Origin of the sequence: uncultured Caldilinea sp., from assembly GCF_937128415.1 — a bacterium.
In the GTDB taxonomy this organism is placed as follows: domain Bacteria; phylum Chloroflexota; class Anaerolineae; order Caldilineales; family Caldilineaceae; genus Caldilinea.
In genome coordinates, this window is the sequence record NZ_CAKZMJ010000022.1 from 1 (window position 1) to 25993 (window position 25993).

The 25993-nt window shown below is 63.7% G+C and carries 13 protein-coding genes; 9 read left to right on the top strand and 4 right to left on the bottom strand.

Annotated elements, in window-relative coordinates; all coding sequences use genetic code 11:
* Both Q0367_RS02485 and Q0367_RS02490 read right to left on the bottom strand, forming a co-directional pair.
* On the bottom strand, positions 1-3851 hold a 3851-nt coding region (locus Q0367_RS02485), incomplete at its 3' end, for a hypothetical protein (RefSeq protein WP_298980819.1).
* Positions 3852-3984: 133 nt separating this feature from the next.
* The gene (locus tag Q0367_RS02490) at positions 3985-4488 is read right to left on the bottom strand and encodes a methylated-DNA--[protein]-cysteine S-methyltransferase (protein ID WP_298980821.1); all 504 of its coding nucleotides are present in this window, start codon (positions 4486-4488) and stop codon (positions 3985-3987) included.
* Positions 4489-5633: 1145 nt separating this feature from the next.
* On the opposite strand from Q0367_RS02490, the gene Q0367_RS02495 reads away from it, so the two are divergent.
* From Q0367_RS02495 to abc-f, 9 genes are all read left to right on the top strand, one after another.
* Complete coding sequence (locus Q0367_RS02495) at positions 5634-8708, top strand: transglycosylase domain-containing protein (protein WP_298980822.1); 3075 nt, start codon at positions 5634-5636, stop codon at positions 8706-8708.
* Between the two features lie 264 nt (positions 8709-8972).
* A complete protein-coding gene (locus Q0367_RS02500) occupies positions 8973-10313 on the top strand; it encodes a hypothetical protein (protein ID WP_298980823.1) in 1341 nt (446 codons plus the stop codon).
* Positions 10314-10613: 300 nt separating this feature from the next.
* Positions 10614-12581 (top strand): fasciclin domain-containing protein, encoded by a 1968-nt coding sequence (locus tag Q0367_RS02505; protein WP_297631380.1) that lies wholly within the window; start codon positions 10614-10616, stop codon positions 12579-12581.
* 168 nt (positions 12582-12749) lie between these two features.
* Positions 12750-15245 carry an ATP-dependent DNA helicase gene (locus Q0367_RS02510; protein ID WP_297631377.1) on the top strand — a complete coding sequence of 832 codons (2496 nt, stop codon included), beginning with the start codon at positions 12750-12752 and terminating at the stop codon, positions 15243-15245.
* Positions 15246-15319: 74 nt separating this feature from the next.
* Complete coding sequence (locus tag Q0367_RS02515) at positions 15320-16363, top strand: proline dehydrogenase family protein (RefSeq protein WP_297631374.1); 1044 nt, start codon at positions 15320-15322, stop codon at positions 16361-16363.
* A 64-nt stretch (positions 16364-16427) separates the two neighbouring features.
* Positions 16428-16682 (top strand): hypothetical protein, encoded by a 255-nt coding sequence (locus tag Q0367_RS02520; protein ID WP_297631371.1) that lies wholly within the window; start codon positions 16428-16430, stop codon positions 16680-16682.
* 527 nt (positions 16683-17209) lie between these two features.
* On the top strand, positions 17210-18382 hold the full coding sequence (locus Q0367_RS02525) for a pyridoxal phosphate-dependent aminotransferase (protein ID WP_297631369.1): 1173 nt from the start codon (positions 17210-17212) through the stop codon (positions 18380-18382).
* 18 nt (positions 18383-18400) lie between these two features.
* Complete coding sequence (locus tag Q0367_RS02530; protein WP_297631366.1) at positions 18401-19141, top strand: histidine phosphatase family protein; 741 nt, start codon at positions 18401-18403, stop codon at positions 19139-19141.
* A gap of 61 nt (positions 19142-19202) precedes the next feature.
* Entirely contained in the window at positions 19203-21206 is a 2004-nt protein-coding gene (gene abc-f / locus Q0367_RS02535; protein WP_298980825.1) for a ribosomal protection-like ABC-F family protein, read from the top strand.
* A gap of 163 nt (positions 21207-21369) precedes the next feature.
* Here the strand turns inward: abc-f and acs are convergent, their stop codons facing one another.
* Positions 21370-24153 carry an acetate--CoA ligase alpha subunit gene (gene acs, locus Q0367_RS02540; RefSeq protein ID WP_298980826.1) on the bottom strand — a complete coding sequence of 928 codons (2784 nt, stop codon included), beginning with the start codon at positions 24151-24153 and terminating at the stop codon, positions 21370-21372.
* Between the two features lie 43 nt (positions 24154-24196).
* Positions 24197-25906 carry an ATP-binding protein gene (locus tag Q0367_RS02545; RefSeq protein WP_298980827.1) on the bottom strand — a complete coding sequence of 570 codons (1710 nt, stop codon included), beginning with the start codon at positions 25904-25906 and terminating at the stop codon, positions 24197-24199.
* Positions 25907-25993: the final 87 nt, after the last annotated feature.

The following is a 25993-nucleotide window of genomic DNA, read 5'->3' on the forward strand; positions in this document are numbered from 1 at the left end:
CCCGGCGCACCGTAGCTGACGCATTGGTTGCTGGCGTTGGCGTAGCAGACCAGCCGACGTTCGCGCGTCAGCGCGCCAGCCACAGGCGGCGCCCAGAAGTGCGGCTGGTCGTCGTAGACCAGGTGCCGCGTCTGCACGGCGTCCCCCAGGCTGTAGGTGCAGGCGCCGTTCGGGCAGCGGAAGACGATCTCGCGCGCCGGCAGCCCCACCACGTAGCGCGTGGCGTCGTTGCGCGGATAGTAGAGCCACTGCGTGGCCCGATAGGCGACGAAAGTCTGTCCGTTCCACGCTTTCTCCACCCTGTGGGTCGCATTGCCGTACTGGGCGCCGCCTTGCAACGCAACTTCGTACAGATATTCCACCTGCTTCACCTGGCCGACAAAGCCGGGCTTGCCGCTGTATTCGAGCGTGGTGACATGGTCAAGCCGATGCCAGTAGGCGGCCACGCCCAACAGCGGCTTGCCGTCGCTGCGCGTGCGCGGCCAGGTCGCAGTCTGCTCCGCCCAGTAGCGCTGCACACGCTCACGGAAAAAGCGCATTTCGCTGTAGGCATCCAGCGTCAGCGCGCCGGCCGAAATCCAACCCCGGAAGCGCCAGTTCTTGTTTCCCGAAACATAGCCGCCTGCATGGCGCGCCTCCGCCCCCTCCTCCGGCGTCGCATCTCGCAGCCACAGCCGCACCATGTCCACGTTGTCCACGCCCAGTTGCAAGACATACCACCGGTCGTACTGGAATTCGCCGGCGCCCAGCAGGGTGAACACTTCCTGATCGCCGTCGCCGTCGTTGCGTTGCACCACCACGCTGCGGTCGCTTTTGATGAAGACGCCCCACCGCCGTCCGTCCTCGCTTTCCAACGCCAGCACCGCCATCGGCGCCCCCGCGCCGGTGGCGGCGACGCGGAACTGCAGCTGCGCCAGCTCGCTGTCCTGCACCGCATAGGCGCTCCGATAGGCGGAGACAGACCAGTTCACAGCAGGGTTGTGGATGCGCAGCGCATGGTCGCCCTGCACCCGCACGAGCGCAGCCTCCCCAGCCCACCCCCAGCCGCTCACGTCCTGCAGCCGGCTGACGGCGAAGCCGTCGAAGGATTCCTCCCACCCCTCCTGCACGCGCACCGTCTTGCCCTTGCGCACGTCGTCCTGGCGGCGCCACGTATAGCGGATGCGACCGTCCGGCCCCCGCTCCCGCACCATGGCGTGGCCGCGAAATTCCGTGAAAGGGTCTACGTAGGCGCGGTTGTCGTTGCGACAGCAGCTCCAGTCGTCCTTCAGCACATTCTTCACCACCGCCGAGTGCAGGGGGTCGTTGACCGCCGGCTCGTCGTAGCTGTACTCAAAGACGTGCACGGTGTTGGTGACCTGGTCGATGAGGCGTTTTTGCACCACGCGATAGCGCGTCAGCGTGTCGTAGCCGATGAAGACGCGCAGCACGGCGTTGCCCTCGTAGGTCAGCCACATGCGGCTCGCCGTGGCCGGCAGCACGAGGGTCGCGTCTACAAGCTGCTCTCCACTCTCAGGCAGCGCCCAGAACGGCTGGTTCGTCTGGGGATCGCCCGCTTCCCAGACAACGTCTCCGCCGTAGTCCAGCCCGGTGCGCACCTGGTGCGGCGTTTTGTCCCAGCGCTCGAATTTGCTGACGATGCGATAGGCGCCGCCCGGTCGAAAGATGCGGAAGTAGTTCGCCGTGTGCACGCGACCGTGATTATTGACGGCGTCCCCCCGGGCTTTGAAGTAAAAGCCGCGGCTCTGCCCCGAACTCGACGAGCACAGCGTGTCCGTCTGGCCGTTCGTCCCCCACGAATACTGCGAGCATCTCCCTCCGCTCTGCACTGCGTCGTCGCCTCCCACCCCGCGGTCGTCCGACCACAAGGCGTAGCTGAACTCGATGCGCCCCTTGTAGCCGTTCTCCGCCGCCGTCAGGTGCATGGCGTCGCCGTAGGTGAAAGTCGTGGGGGGCAGGGAGTTCCCGTTCGCGTCGAACTCCTGAATTTTCACCAGCGCAGGCGTGCGGCCGCTTACGCCCCAAAAGACGCCCGGGAAGACGGCGTTGAAATCGTAGGTGAGATCGTAGCGGCGCACCGTCTCCCACCCGGCGCCGTTGTGATGCTCCACCACGATGCGGCTCAGCAGCGAGCGCTGAAAGCGCACGTTGGCGCACGGGTCGGTCCACCCCCCCTCGTAGTCGCTGCGGCCCATGCGCTCAAAGCGCACGCGGTATTTGCCGTTGGGATAGAGGATTTCGGACGGATAGGTCGCCACGTTGTTTTGGCTCTCGCTCGCCTGATAATACTGGCCGCAGTTCTTCTTCACCCCTTCATAGGCGTACGCATAGGAGATGACCTGGCCAAAGCGGCTGATGGCCCGGCTCAGCGACCACCGCCACGTCCACAGCTGCGTGGTGGTGGGATAGATGTAGCGGGCGTAGGTGGCGCGGTCGCCGTTGTCTCCGAAGACGTAGCGATTCCCCTCTTTGTCCCACACCGTCCACGCCCCGCCCTGACCGGCGAAGACCTCCGGGTCGCCCGAGTATTCGATGCGCAAATAGGCGTCGTCCTCGGTGCGCCAGCGCCCGGCGCCGTCTCTGACCAGCCGGTGGCTGGCGCCGTTGAGCGTCAGGATGAAGACGTCGTCGCCGGTGTGGTCTGTCCCGCGCATGAAGCGTTCGACGGCGCCGACGTCGAAACTCCAGCCCATGCCCACCCAGTCCGCCTGCGTGCGGTTGGTGGCGCCGTCCACCACCTGGCTGTTGTAGCTCAGCGCCAGCTGCGGCGCCCACCCGCCCGGGCCCGGCGGCAGCGTCAGCGCATAGCTGTACTGCGCCGCACCGGTGAAGTCCGCCACCTGGAAGCCGCTCAGGCTCGGCAGCCGCGCCGCCTCCCAGTTTTGCACGTCGAAGTCGAAGACGCTGAAGTGGTCGGTCTCGGCGATGAGCAGGTTCTCCTCCGCCTCCACGCGGCTGGGCAGCGGCCGCCACAGATGCTCCACTTCGTCGTAGAAAAAGAGATAGAGGCTCTCTTCGTCGCCCTCAATCCACGCCTCCTCGTAGTGCAGCACGATCTGCACCGGCTCTTTGAACGAATGCACCTCGGCGCCGCTCTCTTCTCCCCACGCCGTGATTTCGAGCGGCCAGCCGCTCAGGCTCTCCGGCGGCGCCCCCTTGCCCACCGCCGGCCGCACGCGCACCGTCAACGGCTCGGCCACCGCCTCCGCCGCAAAGCGCACCTGCACCCGCCCCTCGAAGGCCGCCACCTCCCCGCCTTGCGCCGTCACCGTGGCCGTGAAGGTCAGCCGCTCGCTCACCGCCGCCTCCTCGACGTCGGCTGCATCGTCGAGCACGTAGAGCGCCGGCGCTGCCTCGGCCGCCTCCATCTGCGCCAGCAGCGCCTCCAGGAAGGGGTCCGGCGTCGCCGTGGGCGTCGGCGTTTGCGGCGCAGCCGGCGCCTCCTCCAACGTCCCCGCCGCCGCAGCCCCGTCGAAAGGCGCAGCGATGAAGGGCGCATAGAGCTGCACCTGGGCGGCCTCGCTCGTCCCACTCACCGGCGCAGCCACGGGAAGGGAGACGTCCACCGTCGGCGTGGGCGAAGCTTCCACCGTCAGGCTTGGCGCAGGCGTCTCTGCGGCGGGCGGGGACGGCTCCTCCGCAACCGTGGGGGATGCGGTCGCTTCCGGCAAGAGGTCAGGCGCGCTTTCCAAAGTCGGCGCAGCGGCCGTCGCTTCCGCCGTCGCCGAGGCGCCTTCCTGCGCCCGCGCTGACGGCAAAGCCATCACGAGCAGGCTTGCCAACGTCGTCACATGCAACAGCCAAAGCAGGCGCCGCGCTCGGCGTCCAGAACGGGGGGGGGTGAAGCGCATAGAATCTCCTCGGGTTGGATCGTCTAAAAGGGCGATGAATTCAACTTGAATCTACGGCTCGGCGCGTTTGTTGTAATTTTTATCCCAATTCTTTCCGTCTTGCATGACGATTTCCTGACGAAATAAGCGGTGATTAACGAATCGCCCTGCGCTCTCGCTCCAATAGCCGGCGCTTGCGTTCGAGGCCCCAGCGGTAGCCGCCGAGCTCGCCGTCCTTGCGCACGACGCGATGGCAGGGGACGGCTACGGCCAGCCGGTTGGCCGCGCAGGCGGCCGCCACCGCGCGCACCGCCGAAGCCGCGCCGATGCGCGCGGCCAGCGCTGTGTAGCTGATCGTCTCGCCCGCCGGGATCTCGCACAGCGCCGCCCACACGCGACGCTGAAAGGCCGTGCCCTGCATGTCAAGCGGCAGGGACAGCTCCCACTGCGGCGCTTCGAGAAAGGCCGCAATCTGCTTCATCCAGCCGCCGAGGTCGGGATCGCGCACAAGCGCCGCATGGGGAAATCGCTCTTGCAAGCCGGTCTCCAGCGTCGACGGGTCGTCTCCCAACTCGATGGCGCATAGCCCTCGCTCGGTGGCTGCAGCCAACACCCAGCCCAGAGAACACGGCGCTATGCTGTAGTGAATGCGCTCCATTTTTTCTCTCCGTCGATTTTCTCTCTCCGTCGATATCTTTGCATCGAGCCTGGCCCACTGCAAATCACAGCAGCTGCACTTCGTCCACCGGCTCAGCGCTTAGGATATCACCACAAAGGCGCAAAGACACCAATAAACACGAAGATTTAAGCGTCCTTTGTGCCTTTGGGTCTATGACTTGAATTATTCAACCCGTGCAATCCGCCGAGGGCGTGCGGCTGAGAACCGCACCTACGGAAGACCGTCGTGGTTGCGTATTTCGTAGGCGCTGCTCGTAGCAGCGCTTCGCCGGTTCATCCCGTGTCTCGGGGTCTGTCGAAAGCGTGCGGCTGAGAGCCGCACCTACGGAAGACCGTCGTGGTTGCGTATTTCGTAGGCGCTGCTCGTAGCAGTGCTTCGCCGGTTCATCCCGTGTCTCGGGGGCCGTCGAGGACGTGCGGCTGGGAGCCGCACCTACGAGCAAACCGACGCCTTTCACGTAAGCGCAGCTCCCCCTCTCCCAAGGCTGGGAGAGGGGGCCAGGGGGTGAGGGCGTGCAGCCGGGAGCCGCACCTACGAAAATGCCGGGCGATTCTGTGAAAACCTTGAAGCCTGCGGGAAGGCGTATTCTGCAAAAGCAGTGCGCGCATCTGCGCAACGTCTGGTTTGAATCCTCTGGATTGAACCAGACGTGAACGAAATGAATGAAAAGTCAACGAGAGCCGTTTTTCGTTGCGCAACGGGGAACGGACGGCGCAGCGGTTGCGTTATACCCATAAAACCAGTTTGCTGAGAGTCAAATTAACCGAGTCAGTCGCTGCCCCGATGCTCAGCAGATGGCCCCGACGCGGTGCATAGTGTGTTCGGTCGTTGGCTTGCGATAGCAGAGGACGCCGATGATGAAACGATTCAAAACCCCTGTCTCGCCGCTCTGCATCCTTACGTCCATGCAGGCGATCTGGAAGACTGCCCGCAACGCGCTGAGCGAAAGACTATCCTCAACGCAAAAACGCAAAGACGCAATGAGAGGAAAGGCCGCTCCCGCTGCTTTGGGCCCAGTCTTTGCTCGGCGCCCTTGCGCCGTTGCGCCTCTGCGTTCCGGAAGCGCCGCATTACAGACGATTTCTGAAAAGCCGCCGAAAAACAAGCGCGTTGCGCTGCTGTTGATGCTGACGGCGTTCGTGTTGGCCGCCTGCGACGCCCAGCCCACCGTCTCCTTGCGCCGCGACGCGCAGGTCGCCTCCGCCCTGGCGCAGGCCGAGGTGAATCGCTACATCGAGGCCTATCGCGCCCGCTATCAACTGGCTCCGCGGCCGCCCGGCGATCTGCAGGCCGTGGCCGAGACCTACATGCGTCGCTATCAGCCCGGCCCCGAACCGCGCATCTTCGAGAGCAGCGTCATCTACGACCGCAAGGGCCGCGTGCTGGCCGAGATTTTCGACGAAGGGCGCCGCGTGTGGACGCCGCTCTCGCAAATTTCGCCCACCTTGATTCAAGCCGTCATCGCCACCGAGGACGCCACCTTCTACACCAATCGCGGCGTGGACAGACGCCGCGCCGTGGCGGCGCTGGTGCAAAATCTCGCCAACCCCGAGCGGCTCTCCGGCGCCAGCACCATCACGATGCAACTGGCGCGCAATTTGTTCATGCCGCCGGCGGAGCGTTTCCAGCCGACGCTGGAGCGCAAGGTCAACGAGGTGTTGCTGGCCCAGGAGCTGACCGAACTCTTCACCAAGGACGAAATTTTGGAGATGTATCTCAACCTGGTCTATTTCGGCCATCGCGCCTACGGGCCGGAAGCCGCCGCGCGCACCTATTTCGGCAAGTCGGCGCTGGCGCTCTCCATGGCCGAGGCGACCCTGCTGGCCGGCCTGCCGCAGCAGCCGGCGCGCCTCGATCCGTTCGTCAACTTTGAGGGCGCCAAGCGACGCCAGCGCGTTGTGCTCGACCTGATGGTGCGCCACGGGTATTTGAACGCAGCCACGGCCGACCGCATCTTCGCCGAACCGATTGCGTTGGCGCAGGACCCAGACCGCCGCCCCACGCAGGCGCCCCATTTCGTGCAATACGTGCGCGATTATCTGGCTCGCTATCCGGAGCTAGACAATCTTGGGCGCAGAGGGCTGAACATCTACACCACGCTCGACCTCGACATGCACAACCTGGCGCAACAGATCGTCACCGAACAGGTGAACGCGTTGCGGCCTCGCTTCAACCTCAACAACGCGGCGTTGGTCGCCCTCAAGCCGGGAACCGCCGAGATTCTGGTGATGGTCGGCAGCGCCGACTTCAACGACGCGCGCATCGGCGGGCAGGTCAACGTCGTGCTGCGCCAGCGCCAACCCGGCAGCGCCATCAAGCCGGTGCTCTACGCTGCCGCCTTCGACGCCAACCTCATCAGCCCGGCGACCGTCCTCTGGGATCTCTCCGTCACCTATCCGGTCGTTGGCTCGCGCCCCTACACCCCGCGCAACTACGATGGTCGGTTGCGCGGGCCGGTGACCGCGCGCATGGCGCTCGCCGGCAGCCTCAACGTGCCCGCCGTCAAGCTGATGGAGGGGGTGAGCCTGGAGCGCTTCGTCGAGGCCGCCAACCGCATGGGCGTGCGCAGCTTGAGCGAAGAGGACATTCGTCGCGCCGGCCTGGCGATGACGCTGGGCGGCTCCGAAGTGACGCTTTTTGACCTGGCGGTCTCCTATCACACAATCGCCAACCATGGCGAGTATGTCGAGCCGACGCCGATTCTGCGCATGACCGACGCGCGCGGCCGGCCGATTCCCCTGCCGCCCCAGGAGCGGCGACAGGCCGTCTCGCCCGCCGCCGCCTACCTGGTGACCGACATCCTGAGCGACAACGACGCCCGCGCGCCGATCTTCGGCGTCAACAGCCCGCTGCGGCTCTCGCGGCCGGCTGCAGCCAAGACCGGCACGACCACCTCCTTCCGCGACAACCTGACCGTCGGCTACACGCGCTATCTGGTGGCGGGGGTGTGGGCGGGCAACAACGACGGCCGCCCCATGCGCAACGCCACCGGCGTCACCGGCGCTGCGCCGATCTGGAAGATGTTCATGGAGGCGGTGATGGCCGACCCGGCGCTGCTGCGCACTCTGGACGCGCCCGAAGACCCGGCGGCGTGGGCCTTTGAGCAGCCGAGCGACGTCGTGCGCATCGCCCATCCATGTCCGCGCGAGCTGCGCTGTCCCCCTGAAGGCGAGCTCTTCACCCGCCAGTGGATCGAAACGCATCTGCTGAGCGGCCCCTACGTCGACGCCTACCAGAGCGGAATCTTCTCGCGCGTGCGCGTCGACCGCACGAACGGCCAGAGCATTCAGCTCGGCGTCTGCCTGCAGCAGCGCACCGCCTTCGACGACCCCGATGCGCAGGTGTTCCTGGCGATGCCGCGCGGCTTCGGCGAGCTGGCGCCGCAATGGCGCTACGCAGATGCATTCACCGGCCAGGAGACGTTGATTGCGTTGGAAGGGGGCGAGGCTGCTCCTGACCTTGCGCCGACGCTGCGCCCCTTCCTGCCGACGCCGGGCGCGCAGCGGCCTGCGATCTTCGCCTTCCCCAATCGAGTGTTGGAGGAGCAGCGCTCCGCCCTGCGTTGGGCGCAGGCGCGCAACACCTTGCTCTCGCTGGGAACCTGCGCCGAAGCGGAGGGGATCGCACGCGCCCTCTACGGAGAGACGGTGCGCCGCATCGCCATCAGCGAGCCGCCGCGACGGTTGGCCGCTGCTTCCTTGGTCGGAACGCTCACGGTGACCGAGACGAGCGTGTTGACCGACGTCGTGGAGGCGACGGCGATTCTGACCACGACCGAGACGGCGACGGAAAGGACGGTGGAGACGGAGACGCAGCCCGAAACGCGCGTTGCCGCGGAGACGGCGCCTACCCCGGTCGGCGCAGGCATCTATCAGCTTTCCAGCGTCAGCGCAGACAACAACTGCCCGGGCAACTATATCATGGGGCGCGTGCTCAATCGCCAAGGGGCGCCGGTGGGCGGCGTCGTCGTGCAGATGGTCGATCAGTGGGGCAACCGGGCGACGGCGGTCAGCAAGAGCGGAGCCGCCGATGCGGGGCAATTCGATTTTCCCATCTACTCCGGCAGCCGATTGGAGCTTTCCCTCACCGTCATGGGGCCGGACGGCGCGCCGGCCAGCCCAACGATCATGCTGCGCTACCCGCCGGAAAGCGGCGATGCGCGCTGCTATCACCTGGTCTGGAGAGACGCGCAAGGATGAAGCGACGCCCGCAATCGCCGGGCGTCGTTTTCGGAAAGACCCGCTTTTGTGCGCTAAAATCTAAAAGCATCCTTCTTCCAGGATGCTTTTTGGAGTTTAACAAATCCATGCGGCAACCTCACGGGATCGGGTTCGCGCCTGCGCCCGTAGGTCGCCGCCTCTGGCGCGACATTGCAAGCTGCAAACCGAGAAAACGTCAGCGGCTCGCAGCCGCCGGCGTGACACAGGCTCTGAAATCCTATGCCGCATCATGGCGACTCAAGAATGGATGAACGAACCGCCAAAATTCGAGTGGGGCTGGCGCTGCTGGCGGCCCTGGTGACGGTGTTGGCGGGCGCGCCGGAAATCGCGCAGCGCGTCTTGGCCGACGTGGAGAGGCCGGGCCTCGCCTTTCAATCCCCTTTCGACACGCCGACGCCCACCTGGACGCCGTTCTTCTTCACCCCGTTCCCTGCTGCGCCGGAGTTTTTTCCTACGCCGACGCCCACGCTAGATCTGCGCGTCGTCAACGAAATCGTCCATCCGCGCAGCGGCGACGCCGTCTTTGGCTTCACGCCGCTCATCGGCACGGCGGTGATCCGCGATTTCACCCGTTACGATGTCCACATCAGCCCGGCGGGCGCCGAGGCATGGCGCTGGCTGACGAGCAGCCGGGAAGTCATTCGCAACAACGTGCTCTACATTTTAAACACCTATGAATTCCCAGACGGTCTCTATGACATCCGGGTGCGGGCGATCGATCGCAACGGCAACTACACCGAGGCGTTCCTGCGCAAAATCGAGATTCGCAACGCTGCGCCGCCGACGGTCACGCCCATCCCCACCAGCGCCGATCCCAACCAGCCGTTCTCCCCGCTTATCATCGTCTTCGACACGCCGACGCCGACGGCCACGCCCACCCCGCGCTTTCGCAGCTTTATTCCCAACGGCCAGGGCATTTTCGAGCCGCAAAATGGCGACGTAATCCGCGGGCGCACGCCTATCATCGGGACGGTCAACAGCAAGACGGCTTTTAATCCATTTCTGCGCTATGAGCTGTACATTGCGCCCAGCGGGACCGACCAGTGGGGCTGGCTTTATAGCAGCGAGCAGCAGTTCTGGCAGTCGGAGATTTATGTGCTCGACACGACGCAACTGGCGGACGGCTTCTATGACTTGCGGCTGCGCGTCGTCTACCGCGACAGCAACTACGACGAATACTATGTGACGCGGCTGTACGTCGCCAACGCCTCTGCGCCGCCCGCCGTCCATCCCACCGCCACGCGACCTGCGCCGCGCATCCTGGGGCTCTACTTCCCCTTCGACAACATCCGCGTCACCGGCGTCATCGACTTCGTCGGCACCACCGCTGCGCCCAATCTGCTGCGTTGGGAGCTGTACTGGTCGCCCTCCGGCGCCGAGCGTTGGACGTTCATCTTCAGCGACGTCAAACCAGTCGTCAACGGCTACCTGGCGCGGCTTGATCTCAGCCTGCTGCCGGAAGACTCGTTTGATTTCCGTCTGAGAATTGTCCGACAAGATTACACCTACTCGGACTACTATGTGCGTAATGTGGTGGCTGTTCCGCCAACGCCGACGCCGATTCCGCAGCCGCCCAGGCGGTGACGCCGCAATGAACGAACCGTGGAAGAAGCTGTAGACAATATATCGAGAGGGAAGATATCGAGAGGGAAGTTTTGGTCTGGAATTGCGGCAACGCTTATAATCAATAGGATGCGCCGGAAACGTCTGAGGCAATCTCAGCGACCTGGCCGGGAAAACCGTGAACGCTTCATGGTCACAAAGAAGTTGAGCGGGAACCCTGAAGCTCATTGAGAACGTTTGCTGATTGCAACGAGAGGAACAAATTGCTCACAAGCATTCGTTGTAGGTTAAATAAAAAATTTCGGTAATTGGGAGGTTTCTATGAACGAATCAAAATGGCGCAAATTTCTTACCGCAGCCCTGTTGACGGCGCTGCTCGTCACGGCGCTGGCGCCGGTCGTTCTGGCGGCGGAGCAGGCCGCCCCGGCTGCACAGGTGCGCGCATCGGAAGTTTCGGGCACGATCCCCGGCGGACAGTTCGCCAAAATCTGGCTGGGCCTCGTCCCGAATCAGCCCGGCACGGTCACGGTGACGGCGCGCTGGGATCGGTCAAATCCCGAGCGCAACGGCGTGGGCTTCTACGTGTTGACGGAGGCGAACCTTTCCGCCGTCATCAATGGGGCGCGGATCGATCTGAACAACGTCGCCATGGGCGACACCAACTTCTTCCCGCGCGGAGAGGACAACGTTCAGGGCGCCGCTTTCCGCGCCACGGGCGGATCCTACACCATCGTCGTCTACAATGACTCGGCCACCGACGCCAACTTCACGCTGAGCGTTGACAACGGCGTGTTCGTCGACGAGAGCAATCAGGTGCGGCCGGTCGGCGTGGCCGCCGAAGAGGCGACGCCCGCTGCCACCGAAGCTGCGACGGAGGCTCCTGTGGCGGCGACGGTCGAACCGACGGTGGAGGCTGAGGCCGCTGTCGCCGAAGCGACGCCGGAGGCTACGGCTGCGCCGGAAACCACGACAGTCGTTGCAGCCGGCCCCTTCCGCAGCAACAGCGTCAAGGGTGAACTGAACGAACAGTTCGAGCAGCATTATCTCGGCCTGGAGCCGGAGCAGCGCGACGCGGAGATTACGCTGCGCCTCACCTTCGACCCGCGCGACAACCAGGAGCTGGCGCGGCGCATGAGCTTCTGGGTGCTCGACGAGCAGGGACTGCGCCGCTATGAGGCGGGTGCGAGCATCAACGATGTCGCCATTGGTCACGGCAACCGCGTCACCACCCCGGGCGACGAGAATGTCCGCCAGGCGGAGTTCAGGGCTTCGGGCTTTGGCCCCTACACCGTGATCGTCTACAACAACTCGCGCATCCCGGCGACCTATGAACTCGTCGCGACGGGCGCGGTGTTGGTCGACGACGCGCTGCAGACCATCTCCGCACGCGAGGCGGCAGGCGCAACGGCCACCACCCCGGCGGCGACCGCCGCTGCAGCCCCAGACGCAGCCGCAACCGCGGCTCCCGCATCCACCGGTCGCGTGGGTGAACCGGGCGGCACGTATGTGGTCAAAGCCGGCGACACGCTGGCGCTGATCGCCCGCGACATTTACGGCGACTTCCGACTCTATCAACAACTCTGCACCTTCAACAACATTGCGGACTGCAACCGCATCGAAATAGGCCAGGTGCTCAACCTGCCGACGCGAGAGCAGATCGGCGCCGGCGCCGTCGCTCCGGCCACAACGACGGCCGCCACGCCTACCGCCACGCCTGCGACGGCCGCCACGCCTACCGCCACGCCTGCGACGGCCGCCACGCCGGCGACGACGGCGGCCACGCCCACCGTCACGGCGACGGCTGCAACCACGCCCACGACGGCGGTGACGGCCACGGTCCCGACGACGCCCACGGCCGGAGCCCCTGCCACCGCAGCCGGCACGATCGCCGAAATTGCGGCCACCAATCCGAACTTCTCCATTCTGGCGCGGGCGCTGCAGGCCACCGGTCTCAACGCTACGCTCTCGAGCGGTGAATACACGGTCTTCGCCCCGACCGATGCGGCGTTCAACGAGCTGTTGGCGACCACCGGCCTAAACGTCAACCAGCTGTTGCAGGCGCCGGAGCTGGCCCAGATTCTGCAGTACCATGTGCTGAGCGGCAAGGTCAACGCCGCCGACATCACCAACGGCATGCGCGCGACCACCGTCCAGGGCAAGCCGGTGACCTTTGAAGTGCGCGATGGCAACGTCTTCATCAACGGCGCCAGGGTGACCGTCGCCGACATTCCGGCCTCCAACGGCGTCATTCACGCCATCAGCGCAGTGATTCTGCCGCCCGCCGAATAACGGACAACTAGCCTGTAGCCTCCCAACGAAGTGAGGCGCTCGACACAGTGTGAACAACGAGCCGGGTGAATCCCCGGCTCGTTCGTTTTGATAAGCATCGGCGTCGCACGGCGCCGCTCCAACATCTGACGGTTGGAAGCATCCGCACGTTTGTGCTATGATTCACGCATGCCCAGACGATCTATTCATTTCACCACGCCTGTAGACGCCGACCCTGCTCTTCATCGTTCGGAAGAGGAGCCCCTCCCTCCCTATCCTTTGGACGAGACGAAACGCGCAACCAATGCGCCCCCCTCAGCGCTCGCCGGCACGGACCTTTCCGAATTTTTCGGCCCCGCCGGTCCGTTGGCGCAGGCGCTGGAGGGCTATGAGCTGCGACAGAGCCAGCTGCAAATGGCGGAGGCGGTCAAGCGCGCCATTTTAGGCCAACGCCATGCGCTGATCGAAGCGCCGACGGGCACGGGCAAGTCGATCGCCTACCTGGCGCCGGCCATCCTCAGCGGGAAGACGGTCGTCATCTCCACCGCCAACAAATCTTTGCAGAGCCAGCTCTTCCAAAAAGAGATTCCTTTTTTGCGCAAGGTGTTGAACCGTCCCATCTCCGCCGTGATCGTCAAAGGGCGCAGCAATTTCATCTGCACCCTGAAGTGGGAAAAAGAAAGCAAAGAGCAACGCTATATTTCCCTCTACGACCGCATGGACGAGCAGTTCAAGTTCGTGGAGCAGTGGCTGGAGGAAACGGAGACCGGCGACGTCGACGACCTGCCCTTCGTGTTGAACAACGACCTGCGCACGCGCATCGTCAGCTTTCCCGACGATTGTCTGCATAACGACTGCCGGCACTACGAAGACAACTGCTGGGTCAACCGCATGCGCGACGAGGCGGCGCAGGCGCAGGTGATCATCACCAACCATCATCTCCTGCTCAATGCGTTGGGGCTGGGCTACGCAGGCGAGCGCATCCTGCCGCCGGCCTCGATCTATGTGATCGACGAGGCGCACCATCTCGAGCAGATCGCCACCGCCGTCTTTGAGGTGATGGTGACCGACTACACGGTCGAGCAGTTGTTGGGTCGCGCCATTTTCAAGGAACACATCGGCGACGACGAGATCGAACGGCTGCGCCACCTGAACGCGCTGGCTTTTCAGGAGATTTCACAGCGCAGCCGCGACAACTCCTTCGAGCTGACAGGAGATTTGGAGGCGGCGCTCAGCTTAAGCGCTGCGTTGAGCGAGCTTGGCCAGCGACTCAAGCGCGCCAATCCTTACGCTGCGGCGGTCGAACAAGCGGCGAAGCTGGGCGAGCGTCCAGACCCGGAGACGGCCGAGCGCCATCGCTCCTACGAGCTGACGGTGACCGCCATCCACAGCGCCGCCGAAAGTTTGAAAGCCATCGGCGGCAGCCGCAAAGACGGCGCAGTCGTGCGCTACGCCGTACGCATCTTCGACCGCCGTCATGTGACGCTGGAAGTGCACGCTGCGCCGATTCACCCGGCAGACCTGCTCTCCGCCTACCTGTTTCACCCCGAAGACGAGGACGGCGAGGCCGTAGGCCGCACCGTGATCTGCACCAGCGCCACGTTGGCGACCGCAGGCGGCTTCCATCACTACAAAGCGCGCTGTGGCATTCGCGAGGTGGGCGAAGAGCTGATTTTGCCGGCCGTGTTCGACTATCCCCGCCAGGCGCTGCTCTATCAGCCCGCCCTGCCCGCCTACGACTATCGCAACGCCGACGCTTACTACGACGCCGTTGCAGCCGAGATCGAACGTCTTTTGGAGGTCAGCCGAGGCCGGGCGCTCTGTCTGTTCACCAGCTGGAGCGGCCTGCAACAGGTGAGCGACCGCCTGCAGGCCGAACGCGCCGGCGTGGTGTGGCCGCTGCGCGCCCAAGGCGACGCCCCGCGCGAAGCGTTGTTGAGCTGGTTCAAGACGACGCCCTACAGCGTTTTGCTCGCCACGCGCTCCTTCTGGGAAGGCGTGGACATCCCCGGCGAGGAGCTGAGCCTGGTCGTCCTGGACAAGCTGCCCTTCCCGACGCCGGGCGATCCGCTGCACGCGGCGCGCATGCGCGCCCTCGAGGAACAAGGGCGCTCCAGCTTTGACGAATATATGATCCCGCTGATGACGTTGGCGCTCAAACAGGGCTTTGGCCGCCTGATCCGGCGCAGCGACGACTGCGGCGTGGTGGCGATCCTCGACGAGCGGTTGACAAGCAAGGCGTATGGACGCCGCTCTCGCCAGGACCTGCCGCCCGCTCGCTTCACGCGCGAGTTTAAGGACGTCCATCGCTTCTACAGTCAGGCGCTTCGATCGCCCGCCGAATTTGCGCTCAACGTCTGGTCGGTTGGAGATGATGCGCAGAGCTGGCGCTGGCAGTTGGTGCGCCTCTTCGACGGTCGTGCGGAGGCGCGCAGCGGCCGCGCCGAAGCTGCAACGCCGGAACAGGCCGAGATGCACGCAGCGCTCGACGGCCTTCAGGACTTGCAGCGTCGCATCCGTCGCGCCGGCCAAGATTGCAGCCGTTACACCGTCGAGCTGCGCTGCAGCCGTGGCGCTGCGCAATGGCTCGCCGAGGCGCCCGCTCAAGACGATCTGTACGGGCGGTGGGCGCAGGTTGCAAGCGTCTGGCAGGCCGTCCTTCCGCGCGTGGTCAGGGGCGACTGATTTCTTCTGGGTGAATGTGGAGTGTTGATTGCAACCATCCATCAAGCGACGAGACCGAGCGACGAGGCGCCACCATGAACAGGAGACCTGTTGCACCCCGTTCCGAAACCCGACAGCCGCCGAGCTTTTTCTTCTTGCTCTCTGCAGCCGTCGCCGGCTATGTGTTCTATCGCCACGGGGAGACATGGCTGCGCAGCCTGCTGCTTTCGCTTTCCCGCTCCACCTGGGCGAGACGCGCAGTGACCGGTTTCGGCCCGGCGTGGCGCGTCGCCAGCCGCTTCATCGCCGGCGAATCGGTCGATGAGGCCATCGCCGTCGCACGCCAACTCAACGCCAAAGGCCTGAAGGCGGCGCTCGACTATCTCGGCGAAAGCGTCACCCAGGCGGAGGAGGCGAACGCTGCACGCGATCAGATTTTGTTGTTGCTAGACCGCATCCAGGAAAGCGGCGTCGACGCCTATGTTTCGGTCAAACTCAGCCAGCTCGGCGTCAAGATCGCCGAGAATCTGGCGTTGGAAAACCTGCGCGCCATCCTCGCCCGCGCCCAGGCGCATGGCCTGCGCGTGCGCATCGACATGGAGGAGAGCGCGTTGGTGGACACCACGTTCGACATCTATCGGCGTCTGCGCCACGGCGAAGGCTTCGACAATGTCGGCGTCGTGATTCAGGCGTATCTCTATCGCAGCGAAGAGGATGTGCGCCGGTTGATCGAGGAGGGCGCCTGGGTGCGGCTGGTCAAGGGGGCGTACAAGGAGCCGCCCACGGTCGCCTATGCGCGCAAGGCGGACACCGACGCCGCCTTCATCCGGCTGGCGGAGCAGCTGTTGAGCGAACGCGCCCGCGCGCGCGGCGTCCATCTGGCCGTCGCCACCCATGACGACGCCATAATCCGCGCGGTGCAACGCTATGCGGACGCTCATCGCATCCCGAAGGACGCCTACGAGTTTCAGCTGCTCTACGGCATCCGTCGCGAGCGACAAGAGCAACTGGCGGCCGAGGGTCACTGCGTGCGCATCTACGTCCCCTACGGCACGGCGTGGTATCCCTACTTCATGCGTCGGCTGGCCGAGCGTCCGGCGAACCTCTGGTTCTTTGTGACCAACTTTTTCCGGGCGTGAAGGGGGCGCAGTGGCGCATATCTCCGGTCCAGAGGCCGGCGGGGGCAAACAAGGAAACGAGTTTATGTCTTTACAGATCGATCTGCACAAGGAAGCAATTGCTGATTTCTGCCGTTGTTGGCGCGTCGCCGAATTATCGATTTTCGGCTCTGCACCGCGAGAGGATTCCCATGATATGTTGATCGCTGCAAGGGAGGCCTGCGAGTTCAGCGCTGATCTCTCGTGGGATGAGTTCCGCAACAGCTCTTTACATCAGCACGCCATTGCAAAGGCGCTGGAGAATATCGGTCGTTCCTGTTCTGCTCACCTCAGTTGTTAACTTACGTTACACAGAAGATGTTCATTCTCTTTGTGCAACCGGACGCCTCCAATCATTCGCTTTTGTCTCCTGCCCTTTGCCCTCATTCCACCATTGACCTGACAGCCAGGCGCTTAAAATATCACCACGAAGGTGCAAAGACACCAAGAATACGAGGATTTAGCGTTTTTTCCCCTCTTTGAAGTGTCCTTTGTGTCTTAGTGTCTTGGTGGTTGCCCCCTCGCCCTGACTCCTCACAGCGCCTTCAGCGGTCGGTGTGAGAGGATGAGGAATTCGCCAACGCTGACGCCGACCGCGTTGTCTACCTGCGCAACGTGAGTCGTTGAAATTCTCTCCACTGCAAACGCCAGCTTGGTCGAAGCCCATCGATCACCGATAATGGACAGGATTTGATCGTCGCAGAATCGGTGAGCCTGGAGGTGAACTTATGGAAAAACCTTCAGGATGAGCTCCGGAAACGCAAGAAAAAAAAAAAAAAAAAAAAAAAAAAAAAAAAAAAAAAAAAAAATGCAAAGGGATACATGACCATGAAACCGCTTTCCACCACCGTGCAAAGTGTGCCGCCGTCCCCCACCACCATGATGATGCAGCGCGGGCGAGAGCTGCGCATGGCGGGCAAGGATGTCGTCAACCTGGCCGGCGGCGAACCCGACTTCGACACCCCGCGGCATATCGTTGAGGCGGGCGTTCGCGCCATCGAGGCGGGCGACACGCACTATCCGCCCGCCTTCGGCACGCCGGCGCTGCTCGACGCCATCGTGAACAAGCTCAAGCGCGAAAACAACGTCCATCACATCACGCCGGCGCAGATCATGGTGACGCCTGGCGCAAAGTGGGCGCTCTTCGCTGCGTTGGCCGCCCTGCTGGAGCCGGGCGACGACGTCATGATCCTCGATCCTTCCTGGGTCAGCTATGCGCCGATGATCCTGCTCCATCGCGGCAACCCGGTGCGCGTGCCGCTCTCCGGCGCAGATCACTTTCGCGTCACCGCCGACCTGCTCGAACAATACGTCACCCCGCGCACCAAAGCGCTGATGGTCAACAGCCCGAACAACCCGACCGGCCGCGTGCTCACCCGCGCCGAGATCGACGCCATCGTGTACGTCGCCCAACAGCACGATCTTTACGTGATCAGCGATGAAATCTACGAACACATTATCTACGATGACCACGTGCACTATAGCCTGGCCGCCGAGCCCGGAATGGCCGAACGCACGATCATCGTCAACGGCTTTAGCAAAGCCTACGCCATGACCGGCTGGCGACTCGGCTGGCTGGCGGGGCCGGAGCCGATCGTCAAACTGGCGCGCGTCTACCAGACGCACAGCGCGCAGTCCGCCGCCAGCTTCACCATGGCCGCCGGCGTGGCCGCGCTCAACGGGCCGCAGGAGTGCGTCAAGGAGATGGTGGCCGTCTACGACCAACGCCGGCGCATGGTGCTCGACGCCTTCGAGGAAATTCCCGGCATCGAGTGTCCGCCAGTGGAGGGCGCGTTTTACGTCTTCCCGCGCTTCACGCAGACGCGCAAAAGCAGCCTGGAGATCACGCAGGCGCTGATCGACGAGGCGCTGATCGTAGGCACGCCGGGCAGCGCCTTCGGCCCGGCCGGCGAAGGCCACGTGCGCTTCAGCATCGCCGAGCGCACGCAGGACCTGGAGAAGATGCTGGAGCGTATGGCGAAGGTCGTCCCAACGTTGTAAAAACGCAGAGAAACCCCTATGCGAGTGTTGCTTGTTCGTCACGGACAATCGGAGAACAATGTGCTGGCCGACAAGATGACGTACGACGAATACATCGCCACGCGCAGCCATGAACCTGACCTGACGCCGGTCGGCGAAGAGCAGGCCCGGCGTCTGGCGCAGTTCTTCGGAGACGCGGCGCAATCCGACGCCGACCTCACCGAGCGCCGCGCCAGCATCAGCGAGCAGCCGGTGACCGCCCTCTACACCAGCCCGATGTTGCGCGCGCTGCGCACGACCGCGCCGCTGGCCGCTGCGCTCGGCCTGGCGCCTGAAGTCTGGGTGGACATTCACGAGCACGGCGGCCTCTTCACCGGCGACCCACGCAACGGAACGGCCGTCAACTTCTCCGGCATGGGCAGGGCGGAAATGCAGCAGCGTTTCCCAGGCTTTCTCCTGCCGCCGGAAGTGACCGAAGACGGCTGGTGGTGGAACGGCTACGAAGAAATCGAACATTGCACGGCGCGCGCACGGCGCGTCGCCGAGACGTTGTGCGCATGGGCGAAGACGCGCAAGGACGAGGTCATCCTGCTGGTGACGCACGGCACCTTCATGGATCAACTGCTCAAGGCGCTGATCGGCGCAGGCGAACAGCCGAACTTTTTCTTTTCTCATCTCAACACAGGCGTCAGCCGCGTGGACTTTTTAGAGGGCGGCCTGATCGCGGTGCGCTATCTCAACCGCGCGCCGCATCTGCCGCTGGAGCTATATACGCGCTGATCGCATGCGCCCGTTTAGGCAAGCGTAGCAATATGGCGAGCGCTTTCACTCTATACAGACCATGTCGATTTTAACAGCTACGAACCTGGGCGTTTCCTTCGGCGACTACGATGTCTTCATGGGGGTTTCGGCCTCGATTGCGAAAGACGCCAAGATCGGCCTCGTCGGCCCCAATGGCATCGGCAAGACCACGTTGCTGCGCGTGCTGGCCGGCCTGCTGCAGCCGACGACCGGAAGCGTGACGCTGGCGCGCGGGGCTCGCATCGGCTACCTGCGCCAGGAAGCGATCGACGCTTTTGCAGGTCGAAACAACACCTTGCACGACGAAATGCTGACCGTCTTCGCCGATCTGCGGCGCCAGGAGGCGGAGCTGCGTCGACTCGAGCAGCGCATGGCCGAAAAACCCAGTGAAGCGTTGCTGGCCGACTATAGCGCCGCGCAGGAGCAGTTCGAGCGCGCCGGCGGCTACGAGTACGAAACGCGCATCGGACAAGTGCTCTACGGCCTCGGCTTTACGCGCAGCGAGTGGAATCTGCAAATCTCGATGTTGAGCGGCGGGCAGAAGACGCGCGCCCTGTTGGCGCGTTTGCTGCTCGAAAAACCCGACCTGCTCATCCTCGACGAGCCGACCAATCACCTTGACATGCAGGCGGTCGAATGGCTGGAAGGAATGTTGCGCACCTGGGAGGGCGCATTGTTGGTGGTCTCCCACGACCGCTATTTTCTCGACAACGTGGTGAATCGCATCTGGGAACTGAGCCGGTCGGGCTTTGAAATTTACAGCGGCAACTACAGCCACTATGTGCAACAGCGCCAGGAACGCTGGGAGCGCCGCGAGGCGGAGTTCCTGGCAGCCAAAGAACGGTTTCTGAACGAACTGGACTACATCAAACGCAACATCGCCCGCGACGCCACGCGCGCCCAGGCGGTGGGGCGACTGCGCCGACTGGTGCGCGAGGTGCGCGTCGTGGAGGCGGGCGGCCTTGACCTGCTGCTCCGCAAAAATTGGGGCCAGGTCATGGAGGAGGTCGACATTTCAGAGGCGAAATGGGGCGTCATGGACGTCGAGCAGGCGATCAAAAGGCTGCGCAACCCCCTGGTGCGACCGCCTCAGCTCAACCTCAAGCTCAAATCGACGCTGCGCAGCGGCAACCTCGTCCTGCGCACGACTGCACTGACGATCGGCTATCCGGGCAAAACGCTCTTCACCGCCGAGCCGCTCACGCTCGAACGCGGGGAGTGCGCCGCGCTGATCGGCCCCAATGGCAGCGGCAAGACGACCTTCTTGCGCACGTTGATGGGCGAGCTGGCGCCGCTTGCAGGCCAAATCAAGTTCGGCGCCAGCCTGAAGATCGGCTACTTCTCTCAGGCGCACGAGCGATTGAATCCGGACAACACGGTGCTCGATGAGCTGCTCCGCCACAAGCAGATGTTGCTCGGCCCGGCGCGCGACTATCTGGCGCACTATCTTTTCCGAGGGGAGGATGTCTTCAAGCCGGTGCGGCTGCTCAGCGGCGGCGAGCGGGCGCGGCTGGCGCTGGCCATCCTGGCGCTCGAAGGCGCCAACTTCCTGCTGCTGGACGAGCCGAGCAACCACCTCGACATTCCGGCGCAGGAGGTGCTGCAGCAGGTGCTCGAAGAGTTCGACGGCTCGATCCTGCTCGTCTCGCACGACCGCTATCTGATCGACCGCCTGGCGACGCAGGTGTGGGAGCTGCGCAATGGGCGCTTGGAGGTCTTTCCAGGAACCTACGCCGAGCTGCAGGCAGCCCGCCAACAGGCCGCCGAGCGCGCCAGGCAGAATGCGCCCGTGCAATCAGACCGGCGCAACGACTACGAGGTCGGCAAACAGATGCGCGCCGAAGAGCGTCGCCGGGCGCGGGCCATCGCCGAAGCGGAGAGTCGAGTGCACATGCTGGAGGCGCGCCTCGTTGAGCTGGAAAAGGCGCTCCATGCGGCGACCGAAGCGCAGGACCTCGACGCGATCCAGCAAATCGGTCGGGCGTATGCGGAGACCGAGGCGGAGCTGGACGCCGCCATGGAAGCCTGGATGCAGATGGCCTAGGCGGCGCTGGTATGCAAAGCGGCATGAAATGCTCGCCGCAGTCTTCCAGGAAGCTTCAGAGCTTCCTGGAAGATGCATGCTTCGCCTACGAGGCGGCCGCGCTTTAATCCGACAATCTTGTCAGCGCCGGCTCGAAGTGTGCTTCGTCGGTCAACCCACCGGCCTACGCTCTATCGGCGGCGTGTGGCTGGGGAGCCGCGCCTCCGTTGTGTGCGTGCAAGGGAAGCTCCGCAAAGATCACGTTGCTGCCCGGCACTCTGCTGAAGCTAAAGCCGAGTTTCTGGCAGATGCGGCGCATGCCCTCGTTCTCCGGCAGAATCTCGGCGACGATGCGATCGAGCTTTTCATCGCGACCGATCTGAATCAGGCGTCTGAGCAGCTCGGTTCCCAATCCGGTGCGCTGATATTGATCGCTGATTAGGATGGCGAATTCGCCGTCGTTCGTCCCCTGCAGTTTGGTCAGCTGCCCCATGCCTACAATCTGCACGCGGCCGCGGTCGTCTCTGCGCTCGGCCACAAGCGCCATTTCCCGGTCATAGTCGATGAAACAGAGCATCGCAAGCTGCTCATGAGACATCAACTGCGCCGGCGAGACAGGATGGAAGTAGCGCAGGTAGATGCTGTAGGGCGAAAGCGTGCGGTTGAAGGAGGCCATCATCGGCTCATCTTCTGGACGGATGGGGCGGATGTACACCTCTTCCTGATTCTGCAGGGTGAAAGAGCCGCTGTATTGCGCCGGGTAGGGGCGGATGGCAGGGCGCGGCAGCTCCTCCTCGCTCATCTCCGGGTCGTGCAGGACGATGCGAGCGTCGAGCGCGACGATCTGCTCCGGCGAGGCCAGCAGCGGGTTGATGTCGATCTCTTTGATCCAGCGCTGTTCGACGACGAGTTGACTGAAGCGCACGAGCAGCCGCGCCAGCGCCTCGGTGTCCACCGGCTTGCGCCCGCGGACGCCCTGCAGCGCCTCCCAGATTTTTGTTTGCTCCATCATGCGTCGCGCCAGCGTGGTGTTCAGCGGAGGAAGCCCCAACGCGCGGTCTCGATAGACCTCGACGAGCACGCCGCCTGTGCCGAAGAGCAAGACCGGCCCAAACTGCGGGTCGATGCTGCTGCCGATAATCAGCTCGTAGCCATCTAACTTCACCATGGGTTGCACGGTGACGCCCTGGAAATGCTGCGCGCCGTGTCGTGCTGTGACGGCGGTGCGAATTTCCTCAAAAGCCCTGCGCACCGCCTCTTCATTCTGCAAATTGAGCTGCACGCCTTTGACGTCCGATTTGTGCGTGATCGTCTCGGAGTTGAGTTTGAGCACCACCGGATACCCGATCGCCTGCGCCTCCTTGACCGCTTCGTCGACGGTGAGAGCGAGGCGAGTCTCGACGGTGGGAATGCCGTAGGCGGCGAAGATCTGCTTGGACTCGAACTCGGTCAGGATCGTGCGTCCTTTTTCGCGCACCTGATCGATCAGGCGTCGCGCCCGGTTGCGATGCATGGCCTCGGCTTCGCTGGCCACCGGCAACGAAGGCGTTTCGTAGATGCCTTTCAGGTTGTAGCTGTAGCGCCACATGTAGTTGAAGACCTGCGCCGCCGTGTCCGGATAGGGGAAGGTGGGGATGCTGGCGCGGTTGAGGATGGAGATGCCGGCGGCGACGTCGGCGCCGCCCATCCAGCTGGCCAGCAGCGGCTTGTTCCCCAACGTGGGGGCCACCTTGCGAACCTCCTCTGCGGTGCGCGTGGGGTCGGTCATGTCCTGGGGCGTCAGGATCACCAACAGGCCGTCGGCCTGCTTGTCCTTGGCCGCCACCTCGAGCGCCTTGGCGTAGCGCTCCGGGCTGGCGTCTCCCAGAATGTCGATCGGGTTGCCATGGCTCCAGGCCGGCGGCAGGAAGCTGTTCAACTCGGCGAGCGTCTGTTCGGAGAGTTCGGTCAACTTGCCGCCGCCCAAAATGAGCGCATCAGTGGCGAGCACGCCTGGCCCGCCAGCGTTGGTGACGATCGTGAGGTTGGGGCCCTGGGCGCGCGGCTGTTTGGACAGTACTTCCGCCATGTAGAAGATGTCGGCGATGCGGTCGACGCGCAGCACGCCCACGCGGCGGAAGGCGGCGTCGAGCACGTCGTCGCTGCCGGCGAGCGACCCGGTGTGCGAGGCGGCGGCTTTGGCGGCGGCGGCGGTGCGGCCGGCTTTGATCACGATGATCGGCTTGGCGAGCGCGACCTCGCGCGCCGCGGAGAGAAAGCGCCGCGCGTCGCCGATCGTCTCCATGTACATCACGATGGCCTTGGTGCGCGGGTCATCGCCGAGATAGTAGATCAAATCCGCCCAGTCCACATCGAGCATCGAGCCGATCGACACGAAGGCGCTGAAGCCGACGTTCTCCTCCAGGCTCCAGTCGAGCACCGAGGTGCAGAGCGCGCCGCTTTGGCTGATGAAGCCGACGCTGCCCGGCAGCGCCATGCCTTTGGCGAAGGTGGCGTTGATGCCGGTGAGCGGGCTCATCACGCCCAGACAGTTCGGGCCGATGATGCGCATCTGTGCGTTGCGGGCGATCTCCAGGATCTGCTGTTCCAACTTAGCGCCCTCTTCGCCCGTCTCTTTGAAGCCGGCGGAGATGATGATCGCTCCTTTGACGCCGGCCTCGACGCATTCTGCGATGACGCCCGGCACCGTCGGCGCCGGCGTCACGATCACGGCCAGGTCGACCTGATCCGGCACATCTTTAATCGACGGATAGGCGCGAATGCCGAGCACGTTCGTGCGGTTGGGGTTGACCGGGAAGACGGTTCCTCCGAAGGGGTTCTTGATCAGATTCCAGAGCAATGTGCGTCCTACGCTGCCCTCTTTTTCGGTCGCACCGATCACGGCGACGTTGCGCGGCTTGAAGATGGCGTCCAACGGGTGGCGGCGAAACGCTGTTTTTAATTCTGATGGGGCTTTTCCTGTGCTCATTTGAATTTCTCCATAAAATTTTCGAGCCGAAAACTTTTCTATCTTACAGGCGACTCTCGTTCAACAGCGCCTGTAGTTTTTGTTCCGACAGCGGCTTCAGGTCAAATCCTGCCGCCCCGGCCATGAGCACCTTTTCACGGTCACCGGGGAGATCGAGCGTCGTCAACACGATTTTGGGCGCCCGGGCGAGCGATGCGTGATCCTCAAGCGACCGCAATGTCCGCAAGGTGTTGCGAAGCGGAGGATAGCCGACGAGGATGACCATCGTCGGGCGCTCTTCGGGAATTTCTTCGGTTTCAGGCAGGAGGATCTCCACGCGGCGCCCCGCCGCCTGTAAAGCATCGATTAACAGATTCTCAGCATGCTTCAGCCGCGTCACCAACAATACAAGCGGCGCTGCGTCGTCAACAGCTTTTTCTGTCGGCGCATCTTCGAGCACGGCTCTCCAGGGGATGCGCACGGTGAAGCGGCTGCCTGCACCCTTGCGGCTCTTGATGGCGAGGCTCCCTCCGTGCAGGGCGGTCAATCGATGAACGAGCGTGAGGCCGAGGCCGGTGCCTTCATAGCGACGATTTAGTCTGCCGTCCAGTTGGATGAAAGGATGAAAGAGCCGTTGCAGGTCGTTCTCTTCGATGCCGATGCCCGTGTCCCAGACCGTCAGCGCCAGGCAGTCGTGGCTTTTGTCTCGCTCCACCTCCAACCCGAAGGAGCCTCCTTCGGGCGTGAATTTTATGGCGTTCGAGAGCATGTTCACCAACACCTGGCGCAATCTCCGCTCGTCGGCGATGAGCGGGGGCAGGTCCGGCTCAATCCTGTACGTGAAATGCAGGCGTCGAGCGTCGATGTTGGCCTGTTCGATGGCGGCGCGGCAGAGGGCGTCGATGTCAACCTCTTGCGCCAACAGATGAAGTTTGCCCGACTCGATGCGCGCCACATCGAGCACATCGCTGATGAGAGAAAGCAGATGTCTGCTGCTCTGGCCAATGCGCTCCAGAGCCTGGCGCTGCTGCTCGGTGATCGCGCCGTAGGCTTCTTCGCTCAACAGATCGGTCATGCTGATGATCACACTGAGCGGCGTGCGCAGCTCGTGGCTCATGGCCGCCAGAAATTCATCCTTCATGCGCGAGGCGCGCGCCATCTCCTGATTGGCGGCGCGCAGGGCGGCGGTCTGCTCCGCCAGCCGCTGTGCGAGCAGCGCGCGCTCGCGTTGCAGGTCGGCCTCGGCGCGTTCGCGCTCGCTGAGCTCCGTCTGCAGCCGATGGCTGAGTTCGGCGTTGTACAGCGCAATCGCAGCAAATGCGGCGAAGGCGCCGATAATCTCAACGTGAACGTCGCTGAAGCAATGAGGTTCGCTGTGGCTGACGTTCAACAATCCAAGCATTCTGCCGTTGGCTATCAAAGGGGCGCCGATCCAGGAGCGGATGTTTTCATTGCCGGGGCGCGGCTTCCAGCGAGAATCCTGGCTTGTATCGGCGATGTACACGGGCCTGTGTTGGGAAAGCGCTGCATGAACATGCGGCAATTCAGAGACGCGCAACTTAAAGGGTTCCGTGCGGAGAGGGAAGACCGAACGTCGCTCCGCCGTCGAGAGCCAATCGCCTTCCAGCAGCATGATGGAGGCGCTCTCGTAGTGTACAAGTCTGGCCAGCTCTTCTAAAATGCGGGGAAGCACGACCGACAGCTTCAGATCGGCGGTGATCGTCTGCGCCGCCTCAAGCAAAATTTGATTCAGATCGCGCCGCGCGTCTTTCATAAAGAATCCCGGCGACTCCCGTCAAAAAATCCCATCAAAAAAAATACGTTGGCGCTCGAGCGCAGTGCAGCAGAGCGCATGCCGTCC